This window comes from Mesorhizobium sp. B2-4-2 (genome assembly GCF_006442845.1).
GTDB lineage: Bacteria > Pseudomonadota > Alphaproteobacteria > Rhizobiales > Rhizobiaceae > Mesorhizobium.
Window position 1 is genome coordinate 61339 of record NZ_VFVM01000006.1, and the last position, 23675, is coordinate 85013.

Sequence of the window (23675 nt, forward strand, 5' to 3'; positions counted from 1 at the left end):
GGTCACACTTCCCCGGCCGAGCGCATGAGCGTCCTCAGCCGTTTCTTCGCTTCGTGGATGTGCCAGGAAACCGTCGTCTCCGAGATCGCCATCGCCTCGGCAGCGGCCGCGTGGCTCAAGCCCTCGCCATAGACCAGCAGCACGGCGTCGCGCTGCTTGTCGGGCAGTTGCCGCACCGCGACCCACATCGCCTCGGCAGGATCCTCGTTCTCGGCAGGATCCTCGCCCGAAATCAGCGCATGGACGCCATAGGCTTCGGTCTTGACCGTCTCGCGGGCGCTCTTGCGCATCATGTCGCGCGCGGCGTTCAGCGTCATGGCATAGAGCCACGTGGTGAAGGCGCTGCCGCCGCGATAGTCGCGGATCGACTTGCCGAGCCGGACGCAGACTTCCTGGGCGATGTCTTCGGCGTCCGCCTTCCGACCGCACCAGCGGTAGGCGGCGCGATAGACGAAGTCATAGTGCCTTTCGAGCAACGCGCCGAAAGCTCCCCTGTCTCCGCCCTTCGCCCGCCCGATCAGTTCGGCGTCGGAGGCTTCGCTCTCATCCAGCATCATCGCCATCATTTGCCTGTTGGACGAAGGCTAATGGCCAATCCTTGGGGTGAGGGAAAGATTTTTTTACTGGTACCTCTTCCTTCTCCCCGTTCTACGGGGAGAAGGTGCCCGAAGGGGCGGCGCGAACTCATGAAAGTTTACGCAGCCGCGTCCGGCGAATTAGGCTGGGTTTGCGTTTGGGCCGAAGGACCTACCCGAGCGTCTCGGAAAACAGGGTGATCAACCGGTTCCAGTGCCGCTCGGCGCCATCTTCGTTGTAGACGCTGTGGTCCGGCACGCACCAGCCATGCGCCATGCCGACATAATTCTCCAGCACGTAATCGACTTCCGCCGCCCTGAACGCCTCGGCCAGCCGCGCCGACTGTTCGGGCGGAAAACTCCTGTCGACGCCGGCCATGCCGACATGGACGCGTGCCTTGACCGACCCCGCCTTGCGGTGCGGACTGTCGGCCGCATCGCTGGCGAGATTGCCGCCATGGAAACTGGCCGCCGCCCTGATGCGATCCGGATAGGAGGCGGCTGCGTTCAGCGCCCGCGCGCCGCCCATGCAATAGCCGACAACGCCGATCGGCCCGGTGACGCCTTCGGCAGCGAGTGCATCGAGGAAGGCGCCGCTGTCGGCAATCGTCATTTCCTGCGTCGTGCCGCTGATCAGCGCCATCAGCGGCACCTTGGTTTTCTCCTCGACGAAGGCGGTCTTGGCATCGAACGGACCGTAGGGCGCGTTGCGATAGAAGAGATCGGGCGCCAGCACGGCGTAGCCCTCCTCCGCCAGCCGCTCGGCCATGCCGTCGAGCGCCGGGCGTGGGCCGAAGGCATCCATATAGAGGATGATGCCGGCCCTGGGCGGGGAAGCGTTGGCCGGGCGGAACAGCCCCGCGCTCGCCGTGCCGTCCCTGGTCTTGATCTGAAGGTCCTGTTTCGGCATCGCCAGCTCCGTTCGGTTGCTGGGCGATACATATCCGGGCAGGCCGACAGGGCAAGCTGTTGCCTGATTTTGGCAGTCAACATTTCGTGCGGCAGCGCGACGAGCTTACCGGCCCGCGAACGCTGCCATGTGGAAGGCCTGCACCTCTGAGGGGTAGCGATAGGCTGTGCCATAGGGACAGGCGTTGCGGTCAAGGCAGCCGCCGTCACAACAGGGGTCGCCACTCGGCCCGCGCACATGCGCCAGGCAGGCCTGATGGGCGAACCCCTCCGCGGAATAGGCATCGACCGGACAGGATTTCAGGCACGGTTTGTCGACACAGGTGTCGCAAAGATGGACCGCCTCGCGAGCCTCCGGGAGCGCGATCTCGTCCTCGAACAGCAGCGCGCCGCGATAGGCATGCCAAAGCCCATATCGCGGATGCATGAGGATGCCGAGCGGTGACGGCTTCAGGCCCTCGGCCCGCATCGCCCATCGCTGGAACGGCAGATAGGGCTTGTCGGACGGCGACACGGCGCGTGCGCCGAATTCTTCCGCGACCGCGCCTATGACCTGCCGGGACCAGGTGTCGAGCGGATTGGCGATTGCTCGCGGCTGCTTTTCACGCCAGCGCAGAAAATGCGGCCAGGGTGCTGCCCCCGCCTGTCCCACCAGCAGCGCCGACCTGGTTGGTGCACCGGAGCGGCCACAAGGCGCCGCCTCGCCGTCCCCAAAGGTGAAGCCGCCACGCAGGATGAGGCCGTCGGCGCCAAGCGCGGCCGCAATCTCCTCCATCCTGCCGCGCGAAGGAATCATCCCTTCTTGACCGGATCGGAGAAGGCGCTCCGCCAGACTTCCTTGTGGATGATGTTGGCGACTTTAGCCCCGCCTGACTCGGGCTCCTTTCACGTGAAGGCGTCGGGCATCGACCCCTTCTTCTTGGCGATGAAGTCCTTCAGCGCTTCGTCGATCGCCGGATCGAGATGCGGCGCCTCATAAGATTCCAGCCAGCGGCGGGCGAGTTCGTTGGCGCGCTGCGGCGCGGTCTTCTCGCCTTCGGCCAGCCACTGCTCGTATGAATTGTTGTCGGCGATGTTGGAGCGATAGAAGGCAGTCTGGAAATTCGCCTGCGTGTGGTCGCAGCCGAGATAGTGGCTGCCCGGCCCGACTTGGCGGATGGCGTCCATCGCCTGGCCGTTTTCCGACAGGTCGACGCCTTCGGAGAATTTTTGCGTCATGCCGAGCTGGTCGATGTCCATCATGAATTTTTCGTAGCAGGACGCCAGCCCGCCCTCGAGCCAGCCGGCCGAATGGAGGACGAAATTGGTGCCGGCCAGAATGGTCGAGTTCAGCGTGTTGGCGCTTTCATAAGCTGCCTGCGCGTCGGGGATTTTCGAGGCGCAGAGCGAACCGCCGGTGCGGAACGGCAGGCCGAGGCGCCGTGCGAGCTGTGCGGCGCCGTAGGATACCAGCGACGGCTCCGGCGTGCCGAAGGTCGGCGCGCCCGACTGCATCGAGATCGACGAGGCGAACGTGCCGAACAGCACCGGCGCGCCCGGCCGGATCAGCTGCGTGAACGAAGCGCCGGCAAGCACCTCGGCAAGCACCTGGGTCAGCGTGCCGGCCACCGTCACCGGGCTCATCGCGCCGGCGAGGATGAACGGCGTGACGATGCAGGCCTGGTTGTGGCGCGCATAGACCTTCAGCGCGCCAAGCATGGTCTCGTCGAAGACCATCGGCGAGTTGGCGTTGATCAGGCTGGTCAGGACCGTGTTGTTTTCGACGAAGTCGTCGCCGAACACCAGCTTGGCCATGGCGACCGTGTCTTCAGCACGTTCCGGCGCCGTGACCGAGCCCATGAACGGCTTGTCGGAATATTTGATGTGCGCGTAGATCATGTCGAGATGGCGCTTGTTGACCGGCACGTCGACCGGCTCGCACACGGTGCCGCCCGAATGGTGAATCGAAGGCGCCATATAGGCGAGCTTCACGAAATTCTGGAAATCCTCGATGGTCGCGTAACGCCTGACGCCGTCGAGGTCGCGCACGAAGGGCGGGCCATAGACCGGGGCGAAGACGGTGGCATTGCCGCCGATCTGCACCGAGCGTTCGGAATTGCGGGCATGCTGGGTGTAGATGGGGGGCGCGGTCTTCAAGAGCGAACGGCAGAGCCCCTTCGGGAAATGCACGCGTTCGCCCTTGACGTCGGCGCCCGCCTCTTTCCACAGCTGCAACGCCTCCGCATCGTCGCGGAAGATGATGCCGATTTCTTCCAGCACCGTGTCGGTGTTCTTCTCGATCAGCGCCAGGCCTTCCTCGTCCAGCACTTCATAGACGTTGATCTTGCGCTTGATGTAGGTGAGCTGGGTGCCGGGACCGCCGCCCGACCGCGCTGCCCGCCTTGCCGCCGCTCCGCCGCTGGCGCCGCGTCCACGTCGCGCGTTTGACGCTTCCTGGTCCACTGCCGCGTGTTCGCTCATGATCGTTCTTCCCTGAATTTGGACCGGCTTGACTAGCGCCCGGCCCGGAACCGTTGTGGCCGCCTATCGCGGCTTCCGGCGGATCGTAGCCATGCACCCTATTCGAAACGGCCCGTCCGCGCCAACGCCTGTCGCAAAATCGACAAGAAAACCGATAGATTTTTCAGTCGCTTTCCTTTTGCGGGAAGTCGCAAATCAGCTATGGATACCCGCCCCTTGCGGGTTAGGTATTGGCGCGTTGATTTTAAGCTGCCATGGTCGTTCCCGGCAGCAAGGAGCCTGAGAAACAATGTCCGACGACGAGATTATCCTCTCCGAGCTTTCCGACGACGAGTTGGTGCAGCAGATGCACGACGATCTCTATGACGGTCTGAAGGAAGAGATCGAGGAAGGCACGCGCATCCTGCTCGAGCGCGGCTGGGCACCCTACAAGGTGCTCACGGAAGCGCTGGTCGAAGGCATGCGCATCGTCGGCGAGGATTTTCGCGACGGCATCCTGTTCGTTCCCGAAGTGTTGCTGTCGGCCAATGCGATGAAGGCCGGCATGTTCATCCTGCGCCCGCTGCTCGCCGCCACCGGCGCGCCCAAGCAGGGCAAGATGGTGATCGGCACCGTCAAGGGCGACATCCACGACATCGGCAAGAACCTCGTCGGCATGATGATGGAAGGCGCCGGCTTTGACGTCATCGATCTTGGCATCAACAATGCGGTCGAGAAATATCTCGATGCCATCGAGCAGCACCAGCCGGACATTATCGGCATGTCGGCGCTGCTGACCACGACCATGCCCTACATGAAGGTCGTCATCGACACGATGAAGGAAAAGGGCATCCGCGACGACTACGTGGTCCTGGTCGGAGGCGCGCCGCTGAACGAGGAATTCGGCAAGGCGGTCGGCGCCGACGCCTATTGCCGCGACGCCGCTGTGGCGGTCGAGACCGCCAAGGACTACATGAAGCGCAAGCACAATGTGCGCGCTTCCGCCTGATACAAGGCAAGGCGGACGCTCAACAGACGAAGCCGCGCCTTGCAGCGCGGCTTTTTTGTTCCCAGATGTCGGGAGCGGCGGTCAGGGTTTCTTGACGGTATCGTCAACGGCTTTCGCGGTAGACTTGATATCCCTGCCGACGCCGCGAACGGTGTTGGCACAGGCCGAAAGGGCCAGGGCACAAGCCAGGATTGCGATTGGCGCAATGCGTAACAGTTTCATCGACGGTTTATCCCTCTCTCGGTAGATCGCCCCACAGCAACGAAAGCCGGCTCGGCTGGTTTCATGAAGATGCCCAGACCCAAGCAGAATCAAGCGGACAAGCTGCTCATCATCGCCTGCGGGATGATTGCGCGCGAGGTGTTGGCCGTCAAGGAACAGCTCGGGCTCCATCACCTCGAATTGACATGCCTCCCGGCCGAGTTTCATTTCTATCCGGACCGCATCGCGCCGGCGATGGACAAGGCCATCGAAAAGGCCAAGGCGGAAGGCTACAGCAACATCTTCGTCGGTTACGCCGATTGCGGCACCGGCGGCCTGCTCGATCGGGTCTGCGAGAAGCATGGCGTCGAACGCATGGCCGGTCCGCATTGCTTCGCCTTCTACCAGGGCATGGATGCCTATGCGAAGGTCGCCGACGACGACATGATGTCCTTCTACATGACCGATTTCCTCTGCCGCCAATTCGATGCCTTCTTCATGAAGCCGCTCGGCCTCGACAGGCATCCGGAGCTGATCAAGGACTATTTCGGCAATTACGAGAAGCTGATCTACCTGGCCCAGACCGACGATCCGGAGCTCGACAAGGTCGCGGAAAGGGCCGCGAAACTGCTTGGCCTCGTCTATGAGCGGCGCGCGACAGGCTATGGCGATCTGACGGCTGGGCTGGCCAAGGCCGCGGCTGACGTCTGACGCTGGCTGGGCTGCGGCCCTCTTGCGCGGCGATTGGCGATTATCGCCCTTTCCGAAGGCGAAGACAGGACGGATCGCCGCCTTCTACTGGAGAATGGCCTTGATCTGTTCCCAGGCCAATTGCCTTAATTTGGATCGCGGCGTGGTTTCGTTGTTAAGCACGGATGACAGCCTGCCGCGAATGGGTAAATTGCGCGCAAGCCATGCAAAGGCGCCGTCCAGTGGTCGGCTGCCGGACACCGACGAGGAATGCCGATGACCCTTCGCCCGATGCTTGCCGTTGCCGGCCTTCTCTGCTGCACCTTGCCCGCGCTTGCTGACGGCGAGGTGCAGAAGCTGATCACCGCCGCCGACAAGGCGCGGCTGGACAAATATGGCGAGACGCGCAAGGCGGCTCTTGCCGAGGCGAAGGCGGGCAATCCTGGCGAGGTCAGGCAACTCGACGCCTTGCTTGCCAAGCCGCTGGTTGCCTTCTCCGACAAGGACCTCACCGGCAAGTGGCAATGCCGCACCATCAAGGTGGGCGGGCTGAGCCCGCTCGTTATCTATGGCTGGTTCAAATGCAGGGTGACCGACGACGGCTCCGGCTGGCGGCTGGAAAAGCTCACCGGCTCGCAGCGCACCAAGGGCCGCTTCTTCGACGACAGCGAAAAGCGTGCGATCTATCTCGGCTCCGGTTCCGTCAACAACGATCAGGCAAAACCCTATGGCAGCGGCCCCCGGACCGACCAGGTCGGCTACGCCTTCCGCAATAGCGCCGGGGAATGGCGCATCGAGTTCCCCGCTCCCTATTACGAATCGAAGCTCGACATCATGGAGTTCAAGCGCTGAGCGGAGCCTTCCTGACGACTCCGGCATACCAAGGATTAACCCGCCTCGTCTAAGCTCCGGCCGTGGCAGTTGGTCCCGGGGGTGGCAAGATCAATGGCAGTATCGGAAACCAATCCGAGACCGATCGTGGTTGTCACCGGAGGCGGCCAGCACGTATGGGCAATGGTCAACGCCATTGCCGATCGTGTCGGCCCAGTCATCGTGATCCTGGAAGTCCCTGAATCCAAAAAGCGATTGCTGCTTGGCCGTGCCCGTCGCCAGGGCTGGCTGCAGGCCATCGGCCAGTTCGGCACGATGGTGCTGAGCAGGCTGGGCAAGCGGCTCTACGCCAGCCATGCCGCCCGGTTGATTGCGCAGGAGAAGCTCGATACCGAGCCGCGGCCGGGCCAGGAGATCATCCATGTTGCCTCGGCCAATGGGCCGGAGTGTCTCGCGGCGATCCAGAGAATCCAGCCAGGCGTCGTCCTGCTTAACGGCTGCCGACTCCTGTCGAAGGACGTGTTGGCCAGGATGCCTTGCCCGGTGCTCAACTATCACGCAGGCATCACGCCGAAATATCGCGGCATGAACGGCGGCTACTGGGCTTTGGCATCAGGCGATTCCGCGAATTTCGGCACCACGGTGCATCTGGTCGATGCCGGCGTGGACACGGGCGGCGTGCTGAAACAGGCATACGGCCAGCCGAAACCAGGCGACACGATCTCAAGCTATGCGCTGCGCCAAACCGCGTTTTCGCGCGACATCTGCGTCGAGGCGGTCAGCGATGCTCTGGCCGGAAAACTCGTGACGTTCGATCCAGGCCTGCCATCTAAACAGTGGTACCACCCGACGATCTGGTTCTATCTCTGGACGGGGCTCAGAACCGGCATCTGGTAGCGCTGGCGATACTGGCGATCGTATGCTATTGTCATACAAAATATGGAGCCCTATCGATGTCCAGCATGGCGCCTGTCAGCGTTCGCGTCACCTCGGACGAGCGTGACATTCTCGAGGCCGCCGCCAGGCAGGCTCATACAAATCTGAGCGACTTCATTCGGCGCAAGGCTGTTGAGGCGGCCGAGATGGAGGTTTTGGGCGGCCGTGTCGTCGTTATTCCCGCAGTCGATTGGGAACAATTCGAGGCCTGGGCGAAATCGACGCCAACGACCATGCCTGGACTGCAAAGGCTTGCTGCGTCCAGGCCAGTATGGCGGGACTGACGCCACCCCGCCCGCTTGCCGGAGATGACAGCTGGGACGCTTTCGATTGCGGTCGTGAGTCGTTGAACAACTGGCTTCGCCGTCATGCATGGCGCAACCAGCAGGATGGATTGTCGCGGACGAGCCTCATCTGTGATTCCGAAACCGGTGGGATAGCGGCTTACGTTGCGCTGAGCGCTGGCCATATCGAACGCGCATACCTGCCCAAATCGGCACAGCGTAATCGGCCTGATCCCATTCCGGTAATCCTGCTCGGCCAGTTGGCCGTCGATCGCAAATATCAGGGACGCGGCTGCGGGCGCTCCCTTCTCCTGTTTGCGCTCAGGACGGCGGTGCGGTTTTCCAGCAATATCGGCTGCTTCGGCGTTATCACACACCCGCTGGACGAAGGCGTAAGAGACTTCTATCGCGACTTCGCTTTTCAGGATCTTCCATTCGATCCCAAACGGAGCATGATCGTCCGCATTGCCGATCTGAGGCACAATGGCTTCGATGGCAGCATCGATCATTCCTGCTGATTTCTGCCTCAGGCCGACATTGAAGATTGCCTTTCATTTTACGACATCCAAATGCGTCGCTTTTGAATGCGCGCGCGTCGTCCCATAACAAGCGGCCCAATTGCGCATGCGGCAATGCTCGCAGATCGAGGAGTGAGAATTCATGGCCGATCTGATCGTCGTCTACTGGCGCGACATCCCTGCCCAGGTCATCGTCAGGAAAGGCCGCCAGAACGCCAAGCGCGAACTGCCGCTGCGCTTCACCGAGGCGATCGACATGTGCGCCATGCGCACCGGCGCCGGCGGCACGGACGACTATCTAGCCGAATGGCGCAAGGCCGATCCGGTTCCGGTCGGCGACGACCTCGAAGCCGAGGTCGAGAAGGCATTCCAGGACCTCGACGCGAAATATGACCGCGAGCGGCTGGTCGCTCTGGTGAAGGCGGGCGGCAAAGAAAATGTCTGAAACCATTCCCGCCAAGGAGAGCCCGGCGGCCCTCCAGCCGGTCACCCAGGCCACCCTGGTCAAGAAGGCAGCACCGAAATCCGACTACAAGCCGGCCGATGTGTCGCCGCAGCGCCGCGTGCAGCGTTCTTTCGCGGTGAGATTATGGTCGGTCCGGCACTCGCGCCTGCTCGAATGGTTCTATGCCCGCTTCGCCGACACGTTCCTCCTGCTGCATCCCTTGTGGAAAGGCATCGGCTACAGCCGTGTCGAGGCCCCGGTGAAGTTTGTCGAAAAGCGCGTCAAGGGCTTCATGTTCGACTGCCGCATGTGCGGTCAGTGCATCCTGTCCTCGACCGGCATGTCGTGCCCGATGAACTGCCCCAAGCAGCTGCGCAACGGCCCTTGTGGCGGCGTGCGCGCCAACGGCAATTGCGAGGTCGAGCCCGACATGCCTTGCGTCTGGGTCAAGGCCTGGGAAGGGGCGCGCAACATGGAGCACGGTGACAGGATTCTTGCGGTGCAGAAGCCGGTCGACCAGTCGCTGCGCGAAACGTCCGCCTGGCTGCGTGTCACCGCTCAGGCGGCAGCCGCCCGTGAAGCCGCGGCCGATGCGAAGACCGGAGCGGCCGCATGATCGCCCGCCAGCGTGACGAGAACCCGGCCGGCATCCATCTGCCGCTCGACCCCTTGCCCGGCCACACCTCGCGCGGCCGGCTCGAACGCGTCCTGCGACGCGGTGAATTCGCGGTCACCACCGAGCTCAACCCGCCCGACAGCGCCGATCCCGAAGACGTCTACAACAGGGCGAAGATCTTCGACGGCTGGGTCGATGCCATCAACGCCGTCGATGCGTCGGGCGCCAATTGCCATATGTCGTCGGTCGGCATCTGCGCGCTCCTGACCCGCATGGGCTACGCACCGATCATGCAGATCGCCTGCCGGGACAAGAACCGCATTGCCATCCAGGGCGACGTGCTGGGCGGGGCTGCTATGGGCGTCGCCAACATGCTGTGCCTGACAGGCGACGGCGTGCAGGCCGGCGACCAGCCCGGCGCCAAGCCGGTGTTCGACCTCGATTCCATGTCGCTGCTCGAAACCATCCGCATCATGCGCGACAACGGCAAGTTCCTGTCCGGCCGCAAGCTCACCACGCCGCCGCAGTTGTTCCTCGGCGCGGCCGTCAATCCGTTCGCACCACCCTTCGACTTCCGCCCGATCCATCTCGGCAAGAAGATCGCCGCGGGCGCTCAGTTCGTCCAAACGCAGTATTGTTTCGACGTACCGATGTTCAAGGCCTTCATGCAAAAGGCACGCGATCTCGGCCACACGGAGAAAGTGTTCGTCCTGTGCGGTGTCGGACCGCTCGCCTCGGCCAAGACCGCCAAATGGATCCGCTCCAACGTGCCGGGAATACATATTCCCGATACCGTCATCAAGCGGCTGGAAGGCGCCCAGGACCAGAAGAAGGAAGGCAAGCAGCTCTGCATCGACATCATCAACGAGGTGAAGGAAATCCCAGGCGTTTCAGGCGTCCATGTGATGGCCTACCGCCAGGAGGAGTATGTCGCCGAGATCGTCGATGAATCGGGCGTGCTGAAGGGCCGCCAGCCGTGGAAGCGCGAAATCCGCCGCGACGACCAGATGGTCGCCGACCGGCTCGACCATATCCTGCACGACGATGTTACCGAAACCCAGGTGGACATGGTGAAGACCGCGCATTGACTTGCGGGACAGCCACCATTCGCTTGATCGACAAGAGATAACGATATAAAGAACTCTTTATATCACGACGGAGAGATTTCATGACCCGGACCATCGTTGCCTCGGCGACACGAGAAATCATCATCGGCTTCGACCAGCCCTTCTGCGTGATTGGCGAGCGCATCAACCCGACCGGCCGCAAGAAGCTCGCCGCCGAGATGATCGCCGGCAATTTCGAAACCGTCATCAAGGACGCGCTGGAACAGGCCGCTTGCGGCGCCACCATGCTCGACGTCAATGCCGGCGTCACCGCCGTCGACCCCAACGCGACCGAGCCGGCATTGCTGGTACAGACGCTGGAGATCGTCCAGGACTTGGTCGACCTGCCGCTGTCGATCGACTCCTCGGTCACCGCCGCGATCGAGGCGGCGCTCAAGGTCGCCAAGGGCCGTCCGCTGGTCAACTCCGTCACCGGCGAGGAGGAAAAACTCGAAGCCATCCTGCCGCTGATCAAGAAATACAACGTGCCGGTCGTCGCCATCTCCAATGACGAGACCGGCATCTCGATGGATCCGGATGTGCGCTTCGCCGTCGCCAAGAAGATCGTGCAGCGCTGCGCGGATTTCGGCATTCCGGCGCATGACGTCGTCGTCGACCCGCTGGTCATGCCGATCGGCGCGCTCGGCGACGCCGGCCGCCAGGTGTTCGCCCTGCTGCGGCGCCTGCGCGAGGAACTGAAGGTCAACACCACCTGCGGCCTGTCCAACATCTCCTTCGGCCTGCCGCACCGCCACGGCATCAACGCCGCCTTCATCCCGATGGTGATCGGCGCCGGCATGACATCGGCCATCATGAACCCGGTGCGTCCGCAGGAAATGGAAGCCGTGCGCGGCGCCAACGTTCTGAACGGCACCGACGAGAATTGCACCAACTGGATTCGCACCTATAAGGATTACAAGCCGGCCGAAGGCGGCCAAGCGGTCGCCGCTCCGACGGCGGTCAATGCACCAGGCGAAGGCGGCGGCAATGGCGGTCGCCGTCGTGGCGGTCGTGAAGCCCGCATGGCAAGGGGATAAGCGCGCAATCGTGAATTCGCATACCAACATCACCGATCCGCTCGTGCTGTTCATGCCGTCGGGCAAACGCGGGCGGTTTCCGGTCGGCACGCCGGTGCTCGACGCCGCGCGCCAGCTCGGCGTCTATGTCGAAAGCGTGTGCGGCGGGCGCGCCACTTGCGGGCGCTGCCAGATCGAGGTGCAGGAAGGCAATTTCGCCAAGCACAAGATCGTCTCCTCCAACGACCACATCTCGTCCAAGGGGCCCAAGGAAGAGCGCTATGAGCGCGTGCGCGGCCTGCCGGAACGGCGCCGCCTCTCCTGCTCGGCGCAGATCCTCGGCGACCTTGTCATCGACGTGCCGCAGGACACGGTCATCAACGCACAGACCATCCGCAAGGATGCCGACACCAGGGTGATCGCGCGCGATACGGCGATCCGCATGTGCTATGTCGAAATCGAAGAACCCGACATGCACAATCCTTCAGGCGACCTCGACCGGCTCAAGATCGCGCTGATGAAGGACTGGAACTTCAAGAACCTCGAATTCGATTTCTATCTGCTGCCGCAGGTGCAGGGCATCTTGCGCAAGGGCAACTGGACCGCGACCGCCGCCATCCACAAGGATGCCGACAGCGATATCGCGCGCGTCATCGCTTTGTGGCCCGGCCTCAAGAACGAGGCCTATGGGCTGGCCTGCGATATCGGCTCGACCACCATCGCCATGCATCTGGTGTCGCTGCTGTCGGGCCGCGTCGCCGCTTCGTCAGGCACGTCGAACCCGCAGATCCGCTTCGGCGAGGATCTGATGAGCCGCGTCTCCTATGTGATGATGAACCCGGATGGCCGCGAAGGCATGACGGTCGCCGTGCGCGAGGCGATCTCCGGCCTTGTCGACAAGGTCTGCGCGGAAGGCAGTGTCCAGCGCAACGACATCCTGGATTCCGTCTTCGTCGGCAATCCGATCATGCACCATCTGTTCCTCGGCATCGATCCGACCGAACTCGGCGGCGCGCCCTTCGCGCTCGCCGTCTCCGGCGCCGTGCGCATCAAGGCCTCGGATATCGGCCTCAAGCTCAACCCGGGCGCACGGCTCTACATGCTGCCCTGCATCGCCGGCCATGTCGGCGCCGACGCCGCGGCGGTGACGCTGTCGGAGGGCCCGCATCGCCAGGACGAGATGATGCTGATCGTCGACGTCGGCACCAATGCCGAGATCGTGCTCGGCAATCGTGCGCGAGTTGTGGCTGCTTCCTCGCCCACCGGTCCCGCCTTCGAAGGCGCCGAAATTTCCGGCGGCCAGCGCGCCGCGCCCGGCGCCATCGAGCGCGTGCGCATCGATCCCGACACGCTGGAGCCGAAATACCGCGTCATCGGCTCTGAACTGTGGTCCGACGAGCCGGGTTTCCTCGACAGCGTGCAGGCGACCGGCGTCACCGGCATTTGCGGCTCCGGCATCATCGAGATCGTCGCGGAGATGTATCTGGCCGGCATCATTTCGGAAGACGGCGTCGTCGACGGGTCGCTCAGCATGCGCTCGCCGCGTATCGTCGCCAACGGCCGCACCTTCTCCTACGTGCTGAAGGAAGGCGAGCCGAAGATCACCATCACCCAGACCGACGTGCGCGCCATTCAGCTCGCCAAGGCAGCACTTTATGCCGGCACCAAGCTGTTGATGGAAAAGCAGAACACCGAGCATGTCGACCGCATCCACTTCGCCGGCGCCTTCGGCTCCTTCATCGATCCGAAATACGCCATGGTGCTGGGTCTGATCCCCGATTGCGACCTCGACAAGGTCTCGGCCGTCGGCAACGCCGCCGGCGCGGGTGCACGCATGGCGCTGCTCAATCGCGGCTATCGCCGCGAGATCGAGGAGACGGTGAGCCAGATCGAGAAGATCGAGACCGCACTGGAGCCCAAATTCCAGGAGCACTTCGTCTATGCGATGGCGTTGCCGAACAAGGTCGATCCGTTCCCGAAACTGTCGGCGGCGGTGAAGCTGCCGCCGCGCAAGACGGTGAGCGAAGACGGCATCGCCGGCGACGCTACCCCGCGCCGGCGTTCGCGCGAAGGCCACGCCGCGCGGCGCGGCCGGGAATAAAATTAGGGCACGATGCAATGCAACGCCGAGGCGCCTTGGCCGCTTGTCAGTCGTTTGTCTCATTCGATGGCAAGCGCAAGCTGGGCCGCTGAGCGAGCAACGGCATGCTTCTGACGCGCGACCGGTTGAGAAAGCCCGTCAGCGGCTTTTCAATCGACAGGTAAAGCATCGCGGAAAGCGCGATGCTGATCAAGGCAATCGGCGCCGGCTGCCAATTTGGCGGAACCCCAAGCCGCAGCATGAGGCCAGTTACCACGACAACCACCAGCACATGCCACAAGTAGATCGAATACGAGGCACTACCAAAAAATGTAAACAAGGCCACGGGGTTGAACGGTCTGGCACGCTCGGCAAAAACCGCTCCAGCAACGATCAGGGTCGCCGGAATACCCCAACGCAGAGCACGAGGCAGCTCGGGGTCAAGCATCTGGATCGTCATCAACAGGAGAAATCCGCCAACAACCAGCGCCAGCGCCGGCACAAGCCGGAGCCGAATATCCTCCATCCACAGCCGCCCGATAACAATGCCGGCCGCGAACTCGAGCATGAGGGGAGAGGTAAAGCGGTAGCCTTTGAGCAGCAAGTTCGATGCGACCATCACCGTCAGCACGCCGATCAGCGCGGCAAAACGCTGCTTCTCGCCTAAAAAGAGCGCCAAGGCGAAAATGACGTAAAACATCATTTCATAACACAGCGTCCAGCCCTGGATCACCACGGGATGAAGTACCCCATCCTGCACGATCGGAAGAAACACCAGCGAGCCGAAAAAATTTTCCGGGCTCAGCACATGTCCGTAGAGAAATTGCGGCTTGAGGAAAATTGCCAGCGCGGTCAGCACCGTGACGATCCAATAGAGCGGCACGATGCGAACAATCCGACGCCATATGAAACGCCGTGGATTGGCAGGGCGATCGGCCGTGGTCACCCACATGATGAAACCGCTGATGACAAAAAACAGGTCGACGCCAGCAGCACCGACCGCGAACGGACCGCCGAACTGCTCGTTGATGTGAAAGCAAACTACCGCGGAAGCGGCGAGTCCTCGAAGGTATTGGATACTGTGAATGTCATTCACGCCATACTCCTTACCCGCGCCCCCGATGCTGCAGTGCACAATAGCAGACACCCGCCACCTGCTGTCAACGGGCAAGCTAGGTAGGATCGCGGCACGCCCTCTTGGACGCGGCCAAGAAGCGATCGCTCGGGGGTGTCAATCGCCCTGTAATTTCATTTGTATGCAAATGTTTCCGGATCGGCCTGTCCGGAAACCAAATCACCGTTTTCGCGAAATCCGACCGATACATGGCAGGCGCATTTACCCGGCATCGAACGGCGGCCGAAGATAATCCTCGGCCGCCGCCGTTCTTCAAGGGAGATGAAAATGTCGATGTTCGAAAATCTCGGCCGCTACGGTGCGACCATCAGGCAGGCCCGTGCCAGGAACAAGGCCGTCCGCGCCCTGAACAGCCTGCCGGCGCATGTCCAGAAGGACATCGGCTGGCCGGCCTCGCCGCCCAGCGACCCGCAGGCGGCGCTTTCCGCCCTGCTTTTGGGCTTTACGCGCTGATGACCTTCGCCGAAAAGTGCAAACTGCTCGGCACGCGCCGGAGCCCGCGCGGGGCTCCGGCCGTCACCAGCAACCGCCTGCGCGCAGCCCTTCTGCCGCAGCGCTGATCCCTCCCGCGAGAAATGCGGGGCCCATCACAGCGACGTGTGCACACAGCGTAAATCTTGACATCTTCGACCAGGGCACGATCTTCAAATATGAAGGGGACTTCTCTTAGTCGGCAGCCGCCGAAGTTCGTGTATCCGCATGCCAAGTTTGAAAAGCCACGTCGTGTCCTTCGTGCTCAGGCACAGTCGCAAGAAGGCGTTTTCCAGCCCGGAAAACCTGCAGCGCTGGATCGCTGCGGCGCGCCGGACAGAGGACCATCACCCTCCGGTGTCAGTGCAGCAGCGCTTCAACATCGAGACGCGCACCGTCGACGGCTTTCCCGTCTACGAGATCGCCCCCAGGGCCGGCGAGCGCAAGCGGGTTCTCTATCTGCACGGCGGCGCCTATGTCTTTGAAATCACGCCCTATCATTGGCACCTGATCGCCGACATGGCCGACCGGCTGGGCTATGCCTTTACGGTGCCCATCTATCCCATCGCGCCCGAGCATGACTTCCACGCCATGTTCGGCATGGTCGGCGACGTCTATCGCCGGATGCTCGGCGAGACGGAGGCGGAAGACATCATCTTCATGGGCGATTCCGCGGGCGGCAACATGGCCGTGGTGCTGACCATGATGGCTGCCGAAGAAGGCCTGCCCTTGCCGTCGCGCCATGTGCTGATCTCACCCGGTCTCGACGTCTCGCTTGCAAACCCCGAGGTGTTCGAGGCGGAGCGGAACGATCCCTGGCTGGGCATCGCGGGCGGACGGGAGGCTATCCGGCTCTACAGTGCCGGAATAGACCCGACGGACTGGCATATCAGCCCCGTCTATGGCGACCTCTCGGTGCTGCCCAGGACATTGCTCCTGGCGGGCTCTCGCGATCTTCTCACGCCCGACAATCTGATCTTCGCACAAAAAGCACGGGCCGCTGGCGTCGAGGTAGAGCTCGTGCACGAGGAAGGCATGTTCCACGTCTGGCCGCTGATCGACATGCCGGAATCGCGCCGCGCGCGCGAACGGATCGTGGCGTTTCTGACCGAGAACCCCTCGCCCCTTGTTGAAGGCGCCGGCGCAAGCTTCGAAGCGCCGTCCACCGAGGCTTCGGGGCAGAGCCTCCAGTCAGAGCACCCCGGTTGATCAGAACTTGCCGGTTTCCCGGAAGACTTCGAACGTCGCCCGGATGTGGTCGGCCACCGCCTTGACCGGCGCGCTGGCGTCCGGCGCTACCACCATGGCGAGGTTATAGGTGCCGATATCGGGCATGCCGTCCTTGGGGCAGAGCTCGACCATGTCGTTGCCGAGGAAAGACTTCGGCAGCGGCGCCACGGCGAGATCTGACATGATGGCGGCGCGCTGGCCGGCCGTATGCGCGCTCATATACGCGATGCGGTAGTTGCGGCCCTCGCGGCTCAGCGCTTCGAGCGCCCCTGCCCGCCAGGCGCAGCCCTCTTCCCACAGCGACACCGGCAAGGGTTCGCGCAGATGCGCGCAGCCGCCCTTGGCGCCGGCCCAGACGATCGGCTCCGTCAACAGCACCTCGGCGCCGAGCGCGCTGGTCTTGTAGGAATTGGTGAGCAGCGTGATGTCGAGCGCCCGGTCATCCATGCGCCGGCGCAGATTGCTGCTCTGGTCGATGGTGACGTCGACGGCGATCGATGGATGCGACTGCGCAAAACGCTTCAGCACATGCGGCAGCACGCGCTCGCCATAATCGTCCGGCGAACCCAGCCGCACCACGCCGACAATATCGGGAATGATGAACTTGGACACCGCCTCGCGATTGATCGACAGCAGACGACGGGCATAGCCCAGCAGCATTTCCCCGTCGGTGGTCAGCGTCACCGAGCGCGCATCGCGCGCGAACACCGAGCGGCCCAGAATATCTTCCAGCTTCTTGATCTGCATGGAGACCGCCGAGGGCGTACGGAAGACCGCATTGGCCGCGGTGGTGAAGCTGCCGGTTTCGGCGATCGCCACGAAAGTGCGCAGCACGTCGAGGTCCAGCAGCGGCAGCGGATGATTGAGTGGGGCGTTCATGACGATCGACCTTCAATTTTTCTGATGCAAACTATCATTCCATTTCGTTTGATTGAACATCAGTTCGAGCGCATAGTCAACTCCATCGAAGCAGGATGCTGCCAAGGCAGCCACGAAACGATCACGACACAGACCTGCCTTCGACATGCAATGAAGCTGATACAGACCTGACGTAAGGCATTGCCGGGCACTTCCGCCCCGACATGAGGAGATCGAAATGTCTATCCTGTCATCCATCGGTCGGCTTGCGACCGAATTCAGCGCGGCCCGCGCCCGCTACCAGACCGAACGCGCCATCCGCTCCCTGCCGATCGAGCTGCAGAAGGATATTGGCTGGCCTGAAGCGGCCGACACGAAGGCCGGCATACGCGCCGGCGTCGGATCCTGGGCTGGAGCAAAGTAAACCGTGTGTACCATGCATTGAAGGCCTGCCGCGCAAACCGCCCGGCAGGTCTTCTTGTTTTACCGACCTGTTTTGCCGTTTTATTTGCGTTCACATGAATTTCGGAGCCATGCTGCCGCTGCATGGCGCATATGAACAAGCCGCATAGCGGCTGGGTTTTGAGCTAACGCTTTGTAAGGTAACGAAAAATCTGGGAGTGCCTACAAAGGCTCCCGCCTTGCGTGTCGCTTTTCATATCAAGTGCTTCGCTTTTGCGATTTAGTTTTTACTTACACAAGCCTATATCCACGCCAGCAAACGAGCTGCCCCACTCCATCAAGCGAAGGCGACCCGTCTGAGCAACCGATTGGAGATGAACATGAAGCTTTTTGCCCGCCTTTTCCCTCGCCGCGAAATGAACCTGACCACGGCCCTCGAGCGCCAGCGCCTCGCCAACACCATGCCCGGCCAGACCGGCGCCATGGCTGCCGCACGCCTCGGTTTCGTCGCCTGAACCGATCCCGCAGGCAGCGCTCCCTCGCGCTGCCTGAATAGATGACGCCGCCCGGTTCCGCCGAGGCGGCGTTTGTTTGCACACCCTGACGGCGCTTCCATCGCGAACGGCGCCGCGGCTGCGCGGCATCGCAACACGATTGCCTATTTGCGACCCATGTCGCAAATTAAATCTTGCTAAAGCTCCTTAGCCGATTGACAAGGATGGTTTTTCCTGTTGTCGCTATGCTATTCGCGACATTCTGTTCGCGCCATGGCTGCGTGAGGTTCCCGTGAACGCCGTTAAGCATCCGATCAAGCGATCGTTTGTATTTTTTCTCATTCCCGACTTCACCATGATCGCGTTTGCGACGGCGCTCGACCCGCTGCGCTCGGCCAATCGCATGCTCGGCTACGAGGCCTATCGATGGCGCCTCGCCAGCATCGACGGCAAGCCGGTGCGCGCTTCGAACGGTGTCGAATGCGCGGTCAACACCTCGCTGGAGGAGGAGCGCAGGAAGATGGGAGGGCCGGATCGCCCCAACATGGCCATCGTCTGCAGCGGCACCAATGTCGAGCGCTACCAGAACAAGTCCGCCTTTGCCTGGCTGCGCGAGGAATACAATCGCGGCGTCTCCGTTGGCGGCCTGTGCACCGGCGCGCATGTTCTGGCCGCTGCCGGCCTGTTGTCCAACAAGCGCTGCGCCATCCATTGGGAGAACCTGCCGGGCTTCTCCGAGGCATTCCCGAAAGCCAATGTCTTTGCCGACCTGTTCGAGATCGACCAGAACATCTACACCTGCGCCGGCGGCACCGCCGCGCTCGACATGATGCTGAAGCTGATCGGCGACGATTTCGACGAGAATCTCGTCAACCGCGTCTGCGAACAGGTGCTGACCGATCGTGTGCGCAGCCCCACCGACCGCCAGCGCCTGCCGCTGCGCGCCCGGCTCGGCGTACAGAACTCGAAAGTGCTGACCATCATCGAACTGATGGAAGGCAATCTGTCGGAGCCGCTGTCGCTGATCGAGATCGCCGACCATGTCGACCTGTCGCGTCGCCAGATCGAGCGGCTGTTCCGCACCGAGATGGGACGCTCGCCGGCCCGCTACTATCTCGAAATCCGCCTCGACCGTGCAAGGCATCTCTTGATTCAGTCCTCGATGCCGGTGGTCGAGGTGGCGGTCGCCTGCGGCTTCGTTTCGGCCTCGCATTTCTCGAAATGCTACCGCGAGCTCTACGCCCGCTCGCCGCAGCAGGAACGCGTCGACCGCAAGCAGCTGCTGGCGGCATAGAGCCGCGCCTCAGAGCACCTCTGCCGATCGCATCGCCTCGACACGTATGTCCTCGGTCAGCCGCGCCTTCAACACGGAGAATTCCGGACTGGTCTTCAGCGTGTAGTGGCGCGGGTGCGGCAGGTCGATGGCGACGTCCGACTTGATCCGGCCGGGCCTGGCCGTCATCACCACCACGCGCGACGCCATGAAGATCGCCTCCTCGATGTCGTGGGTGACGAACAGCACCGTCTTCTTGCGCCGTTCCCAAATGCCGAGCAGCAGTTCCTGCATCAGCCCGCGCGTCTGGTTGTCGAGCGCGCCGAACGGCTCGTCCAGCAAAAGGATCGCGGGGTCATTGGCGAGCGCCCTGGCGATCGCCGTGCGCTGCTGCATGCCGCCGGAAAGTTGCTTCGGCCAGTGGTTCTCGAAGCCCTTCAGCCCGACGAGGTCGATATAGGAGGCGACGATTTCGCCCCTCTCCCGCTCTGCCATGCCGCGTTCGCGCAGGCCGAAGGCGATGTTTTCGGCGACCGTCAGCCATGGGAACAGCGTATAGGACTGGAAGACCATGCCGCGATCCGGTCCCGGCCGGGTCACCGCTTTGCCGTCGAGCAGCACGCGCCCTTCGCTCGGCGCCTCCAGCCCGGCGACGATGCGCAAGAGCGTCGACTTCCCGCATCCCGAAGGCCCCAGGATGGTGATGAAATCATTGGCCGCGACCACCAGGTCGACAGGCATCAGCGCCTGGACCGGTGAGCCGCCGCGCACGCCGGCGAACGTGCGCGAGACGCCCTCGATGAGAAGCTTGCTCATGCCAGGCTCCATGGGAAGAGCCAGCGATTAAGCGCCTTGAAGGCAAGATCGGACAACAGCCCGATCAGCCCGATGACGATGATGCCGAAGATGATCTGGCCGGTTGCCAGTCGCGACTGGCTGTTGATGATCATGTAGCCGATGCCCGACGACGAGCCGATCAGTTCAGCGACGATGACATAGGTCCAAGCCCAGCCGAGCACCAGCCGCAGCGTCTCGGCGATCTCGGGCGCATTGGCGGGCATGATTACACGCTTGACGATGCCGTTGTCGGTGGAGCCGAGCGTGTAGGCCGCCTCGACGAGATCGCGGCGCGTGGAGCCGACCTTTACCGCGATGATCAGGATGATCTGGAACACGGAGCCGACGAAGATGACCAGCAGCTTCTCCAGTTCGCCTATGCCGGCCCAAAGGATAAGCAGCGGAATGAAGGCCGAGGCCGGCAGGTAGCGGGCGAAGGAGACGAACGGCTCCAGGAACGCCTCGACAGGTTTCCACGCGCCCATCGCTATGCCCAGCGGCACGGCGACGGCCGATGCCAGCACGAAGCCGCCGAAGACGCGCCAGATGGTGATCAGTATGTCGAGCCAGAACCGGTCCTCGACCAGCAGCCGCCAGCCATCCCGCAGCATCGACAGCGGATCGGCGAGAAAGATGCGGTTGACGTGGCCGCCAAGCGTGATCCACGCCCAGAAAACGACGAACAGCACGAAGAAGGAAATGCCGAGCACGGTTCGCGTGCCCGGCGAGATCGGATGCAGGGGGCGCGGCATTTACAACGGTCCTTGTGGAAGCGAAACGGCGGCGCGGGGCGCCGCCGCAAGACAGCGGCCGCTCAGTTCGCCACGGCGCTGGTATCGGCCAGCGTGGAGACGTCAGGCGCTTCCTTGATCAGCCCCATCTGCAGCAGAAGCTCGCCGGCGGTCTTGGAGAAATCCTGGAACTCCTTGGTGAAGAACTGCTTGTTCTCCGCCCGGTCGGCCCATTTCAGGTACTTCGCCGAATCCTCGAACTCCTTGGCCGACTGTTTCACGTCCGCGCCCATGATGCCGTAGGATTTCTGCGGGTCCTTCTTGATCAGGTCGAGCGCGTCGAAATAGCTGTCGGCAAGCGCCTTGGCGGCGTCCGGATTGGCTTTGAGGAATTCGGGCGTGCAGCCGACCGTGTCGAGCACCATCGGGTAGTCGAGCGTGGTCGCCAATATGTGGCCCTGGTCGGCCTTGTCGCGCACCGCCGAGATGAACGGCTCATAGGTGACGGCCGCGTCGTTCTGGCCGGCAAGGAAGGCCTGCGCCGCCGCGTCCGGCTCGAGATTGACGACCGTGACATCCTTTGTCGACATGCCGTTCTTGTTCAGCACCCAGGCCAGCAGGAAATAGGGCGAGGTGCCCGGCGCCGAGGACGCGACAGTCTTGCCCTTGAGGTCGGCGACGGTCTTGATGTCGTTGCGCACCACGATGCCGTCGGCGCCATAGGATTTGTCGAGCTGGAAGATCTGCTTGGTGGTCACGCCGCTGGCGTTCCACACCTGCCATGTCTCGACCGTGGTGGCGGCGCATTGCAGGTCGCCGCTGGCGATGGCGAGCGGCCGGCTGGCCTGCGGCACCTTCTTCAAGGTCACGTCGAGGCCGTGCTTCTCGAAGAGACCGGCCTGTTTGGCGAGCGTCAGCGGCGCGAAGCCGGTCCAGCCGCTGATGCCGATGGTGACCGATGTGGCGGCCATCGCCGGCGCGGACAGGCCGGCGGCAAGCGCCAGCGTAAGGATAATGGTCCTGTTCATGTCAGTTCCCCTTTGTTTTCTCTGGGGGAATGTTCACGGACGCCGCCCGGCTGTCAATGAACAGGGCCGTGTTCGCCCCCATCGTCGGCGACGAATGTTCGCCTTTGCCGCCATGAAGCGGCTAGGCCGAGGACCTTGTCGTCAATACTGGTCGCAGTAGCACTCCGCGGACGAGATGCGGTCGTTCCAGTCGCTGCCGCCGAAATCGCGGACCCTGCGCCTGATCTCGATCGATCGGCCTCCCCTGCGCGAATCCTCATAGGCAACGAGAGTGCAGCCTCGGCGAACGATCACCGACGACACGCGGTCGTTCCAGAACTCGCGGCCGCGAAAATTGACCGAATCGTCGGCCCCGAGCGCGATCGACCGTCCGCGAAAATTGCCGTTTTCGAACATGATGCAGGCGGCCTGATCGTCGTATTGGGCGCTGGCGCCGTCGGCGTAAAGCATGGACGCGACCGCAGTCAGGATGGCTAGACGTCTCATCTGGTGTTTCCTCGGTTTGACCGCGTCACCCCGCCCGCCGGATGGCGCGGCAAGGTCAGTTTGCCACTGCTTCTGCCGGACTGGCAAGCCTGGAACAGTTCGGCATTTCACGGAAACGCCGAACCGCTTTAACTATTTTTTTCAATCAATTCCAAAGGGAAAGCGTTACGCGCGTACCGGCAAAGCGCTATGCGCTTTTTCTGGAATTTCTCAGCGGCTATCGAGCATCCAATTGCGGTTGCGCCACATCTTTTCGCCGACCAGGCAATCGCTGGCCTGTTCGGCCTGCGCCAGCACCACCGGCGGACGATCGGCCTGGTCAACCGGCCGCGGCGAGGCCGGGCCGGCGAGTTCAAGCACAAGCTTGCGGCGGATAGCTTCGGGAAACTGCGTCCAGTCGTTGACCGGAACCATGAAGGCTCCGGGACCGCCAATGACGCAGTCGCTGTAATAGCGGTCGAGATCGTTGACATCGTAGGCGCTGGTGAAGCCGCCGCGGGTCATCAGCGGCAAGCCGTTTATGACGATGCCTTGCTTGACCACCTCGTCGCGGATGATATCGACCGGCGCGCCCTGGTTGTTGGGGCCGTCGCCGGAAATATCGATAACCCGCTTCGTCCCTTGAAAGCCACTTTCGGCGAAAAGGTCCGCGCCGAATTCCAGCGCGCCGGAGATAGACGTGCGCCGCGCGCTGTTGGGAGGCTGGGCGGACAGCCGCGCCACCACCTGCTCGGCGTCGGCGCGGCTGGCGATCACCGTCCACGGCACGACGACGTGCTGCCAGTTGGTGCCAGCCCATTCGACATAAGTAACGGCGATCCTGCCATAAGCGCCGGCGGCGATGGCTTGCAGCACATGATCGTGCGTCAATGCAGCCGCGTAGCCGCGACGCTGGATCTCGAGCTCGTCCGCCGACATGGACAGCGAGACGTCGACCGCCAGCACCAGTTCGACGTCGACGGGTTCGTCCGCGAGCGACACCGGGGCCAGCCACAGCATCAGCGCCAGGGCGGCGGCGCCTGAAAGCAGATGTCTTGCGCGAGCAAAAGCAGACATGCCGCAGGGTAAGCCAGAA

27 protein-coding genes are annotated in these 23675 nt (G+C 62.8%); 16 read left to right on the forward strand and 11 right to left on the reverse strand.

Annotation, left to right across the window (positions count from 1 at the left end; all coding sequences use genetic code 11):
• Positions 1 to 2: 2 nt before the first annotated feature.
• From FJ942_RS15310 to FJ942_RS15325, 4 genes are all read right to left on the reverse strand, one after another.
• Positions 3 to 563, reverse strand: a complete 561-nt coding sequence (locus FJ942_RS15310) for an RNA polymerase sigma factor (protein WP_140898107.1) — start codon at positions 561 to 563, stop codon at positions 3 to 5.
• Between the two features lie 184 nt (positions 564 to 747).
• On the reverse strand, positions 748 to 1485 hold the full coding sequence (locus FJ942_RS15315; protein WP_140898109.1) for a dienelactone hydrolase family protein: 738 nt from the start codon (positions 1483 to 1485) through the stop codon (positions 748 to 750).
• Between the two features lie 105 nt (positions 1486 to 1590).
• Positions 1591 to 2280, reverse strand: coding sequence for a 4Fe-4S dicluster domain-containing protein (locus tag FJ942_RS15320; protein WP_140898111.1), 690 nt, complete (start codon positions 2278 to 2280; stop codon positions 1591 to 1593).
• Positions 2281 to 2369: 89 nt separating this feature from the next.
• Positions 2370 to 3944: a trimethylamine methyltransferase family protein gene (locus FJ942_RS15325; RefSeq protein ID WP_140495659.1), complete on the reverse strand. Its 1575-nt coding sequence runs from the start codon at positions 3942 to 3944 to the stop codon at positions 2370 to 2372.
• A 289-nt stretch (positions 3945 to 4233) separates the two neighbouring features.
• Between FJ942_RS15325 and FJ942_RS15330 the strand changes: the two genes are divergently transcribed.
• From FJ942_RS15330 to FJ942_RS15385, 11 genes are all read left to right on the forward strand, one after another.
• The gene (locus tag FJ942_RS15330) at positions 4234 to 4932 is read left to right on the forward strand and encodes a B12-binding domain-containing protein (protein WP_140495658.1); all 699 of its coding nucleotides are present in this window, start codon (positions 4234 to 4236) and stop codon (positions 4930 to 4932) included.
• A gap of 285 nt (positions 4933 to 5217) precedes the next feature.
• Positions 5218 to 5844: a DUF1638 domain-containing protein gene (locus FJ942_RS15340; RefSeq protein ID WP_140564151.1), complete on the forward strand. Its 627-nt coding sequence runs from the start codon at positions 5218 to 5220 to the stop codon at positions 5842 to 5844.
• A 255-nt stretch (positions 5845 to 6099) separates the two neighbouring features.
• Positions 6100 to 6675 (forward strand): DUF4893 domain-containing protein, encoded by a 576-nt coding sequence (locus FJ942_RS15345; protein WP_140817443.1) that lies wholly within the window; start codon positions 6100 to 6102, stop codon positions 6673 to 6675.
• A gap of 93 nt (positions 6676 to 6768) precedes the next feature.
• A complete protein-coding gene (locus FJ942_RS15350; protein ID WP_140898113.1) occupies positions 6769 to 7551 on the forward strand; it encodes a formyl transferase in 783 nt (260 codons plus the stop codon).
• Between the two features lie 65 nt (positions 7552 to 7616).
• Positions 7617 to 7874: a DUF6290 family protein gene (locus FJ942_RS15355; RefSeq protein WP_246679807.1), complete on the forward strand. Its 258-nt coding sequence runs from the start codon at positions 7617 to 7619 to the stop codon at positions 7872 to 7874.
• The gene (locus FJ942_RS15360; protein WP_140559614.1) at positions 7862 to 8392 is read left to right on the forward strand and encodes a GNAT family N-acetyltransferase; all 531 of its coding nucleotides are present in this window, start codon (positions 7862 to 7864) and stop codon (positions 8390 to 8392) included. The genes FJ942_RS15355 and FJ942_RS15360 overlap by 13 nt, the downstream gene beginning before the upstream one ends.
• A 142-nt stretch (positions 8393 to 8534) precedes the next feature.
• On the forward strand, positions 8535 to 8837 hold the full coding sequence (locus FJ942_RS15365; RefSeq protein WP_140555040.1) for a virulence factor: 303 nt from the start codon (positions 8535 to 8537) through the stop codon (positions 8835 to 8837).
• Positions 8830 to 9453 (forward strand): methylenetetrahydrofolate reductase C-terminal domain-containing protein, encoded by a 624-nt coding sequence (locus FJ942_RS15370; RefSeq protein ID WP_140555039.1) that lies wholly within the window; start codon positions 8830 to 8832, stop codon positions 9451 to 9453. Before FJ942_RS15365 ends, FJ942_RS15370 begins: the two co-directional genes overlap by 8 nt.
• Entirely contained in the window at positions 9450 to 10541 is a 1092-nt protein-coding gene (locus FJ942_RS15375; RefSeq protein WP_140495649.1) for a methylenetetrahydrofolate reductase, read from the forward strand. The genes FJ942_RS15370 and FJ942_RS15375 overlap by 4 nt, the downstream gene beginning before the upstream one ends.
• 80 nt (positions 10542 to 10621) lie before the next feature.
• A complete protein-coding gene (locus FJ942_RS15380; RefSeq protein ID WP_140898115.1) occupies positions 10622 to 11596 on the forward strand; it encodes a methyltetrahydrofolate cobalamin methyltransferase in 975 nt (324 codons plus the stop codon).
• Entirely contained in the window at positions 11547 to 13676 is a 2130-nt protein-coding gene (locus FJ942_RS15385; protein WP_140728955.1) for an ASKHA domain-containing protein, read from the forward strand. The genes FJ942_RS15380 and FJ942_RS15385 overlap by 50 nt, the downstream gene beginning before the upstream one ends.
• 46 nt (positions 13677 to 13722) lie before the next feature.
• On the opposite strand, the gene FJ942_RS15390 is transcribed toward FJ942_RS15385, so the two are convergent.
• Positions 13723 to 14751, reverse strand: a complete 1029-nt coding sequence (locus tag FJ942_RS15390; RefSeq protein WP_246679801.1) for an acyltransferase — start codon at positions 14749 to 14751, stop codon at positions 13723 to 13725.
• Positions 14752 to 15057: 306 nt separating this feature from the next.
• Here FJ942_RS15390 and FJ942_RS28545 point away from each other — a divergent pair, with 306 nt between their 5' ends.
• On the forward strand, positions 15058 to 15243 hold the full coding sequence (locus FJ942_RS28545) for a hypothetical protein (protein ID WP_140657020.1): 186 nt from the start codon (positions 15058 to 15060) through the stop codon (positions 15241 to 15243).
• A 246-nt stretch (positions 15244 to 15489) separates the two neighbouring features.
• A complete protein-coding gene (locus FJ942_RS15400) occupies positions 15490 to 16470 on the forward strand; it encodes an alpha/beta hydrolase (RefSeq protein WP_140495645.1) in 981 nt (326 codons plus the stop codon).
• On the opposite strand, the gene FJ942_RS15405 is transcribed toward FJ942_RS15400, so the two are convergent.
• Positions 16471 to 17370: a LysR substrate-binding domain-containing protein gene (locus tag FJ942_RS15405; RefSeq protein WP_140495644.1), complete on the reverse strand. Its 900-nt coding sequence runs from the start codon at positions 17368 to 17370 to the stop codon at positions 16471 to 16473.
• Positions 17371 to 17587: 217 nt separating this feature from the next.
• Between FJ942_RS15405 and FJ942_RS15410 the strand changes: the two genes are divergently transcribed.
• The 3 genes from FJ942_RS15410 to FJ942_RS15420 all read left to right on the forward strand — a co-directional run bounded on the left by FJ942_RS15410 (position 17588) and on the right by FJ942_RS15420 (position 19539).
• Positions 17588 to 17773 (forward strand): hypothetical protein, encoded by a 186-nt coding sequence (locus FJ942_RS15410; protein ID WP_140495643.1) that lies wholly within the window; start codon positions 17588 to 17590, stop codon positions 17771 to 17773.
• 358 nt (positions 17774 to 18131) lie between these two features.
• On the forward strand, positions 18132 to 18266 hold the full coding sequence (locus FJ942_RS29020; RefSeq protein WP_127853696.1) for a hypothetical protein: 135 nt from the start codon (positions 18132 to 18134) through the stop codon (positions 18264 to 18266).
• A gap of 271 nt (positions 18267 to 18537) precedes the next feature.
• Positions 18538 to 19539, forward strand: a complete 1002-nt coding sequence (locus tag FJ942_RS15420; protein WP_140495642.1) for a GlxA family transcriptional regulator — start codon at positions 18538 to 18540, stop codon at positions 19537 to 19539.
• Between the two features lie 9 nt (positions 19540 to 19548).
• Here the strand turns inward: FJ942_RS15420 and FJ942_RS15425 are convergent, their stop codons facing one another.
• From FJ942_RS15425 to FJ942_RS15445, 5 genes are all read right to left on the reverse strand, one after another.
• Positions 19549 to 20334: an ABC transporter ATP-binding protein gene (locus FJ942_RS15425; protein WP_140898117.1), complete on the reverse strand. Its 786-nt coding sequence runs from the start codon at positions 20332 to 20334 to the stop codon at positions 19549 to 19551.
• Entirely contained in the window at positions 20331 to 21107 is a 777-nt protein-coding gene (locus FJ942_RS15430) for an ABC transporter permease (RefSeq protein ID WP_140495640.1), read from the reverse strand. The genes FJ942_RS15425 and FJ942_RS15430 overlap by 4 nt, the downstream gene beginning before the upstream one ends.
• A gap of 62 nt (positions 21108 to 21169) precedes the next feature.
• The gene (locus tag FJ942_RS15435; RefSeq protein WP_140516347.1) at positions 21170 to 22114 is read right to left on the reverse strand and encodes an ABC transporter substrate-binding protein; all 945 of its coding nucleotides are present in this window, start codon (positions 22112 to 22114) and stop codon (positions 21170 to 21172) included.
• A 141-nt stretch (positions 22115 to 22255) separates the two neighbouring features.
• Positions 22256 to 22600, reverse strand: coding sequence for a peptidase inhibitor family I36 protein (locus FJ942_RS15440; protein WP_140495638.1), 345 nt, complete (start codon positions 22598 to 22600; stop codon positions 22256 to 22258).
• 210 nt (positions 22601 to 22810) lie between these two features.
• Complete coding sequence (locus FJ942_RS15445; RefSeq protein ID WP_140898119.1) at positions 22811 to 23656, reverse strand: DUF1194 domain-containing protein; 846 nt, start codon at positions 23654 to 23656, stop codon at positions 22811 to 22813.
• Positions 23657 to 23675: the final 19 nt, after the last annotated feature.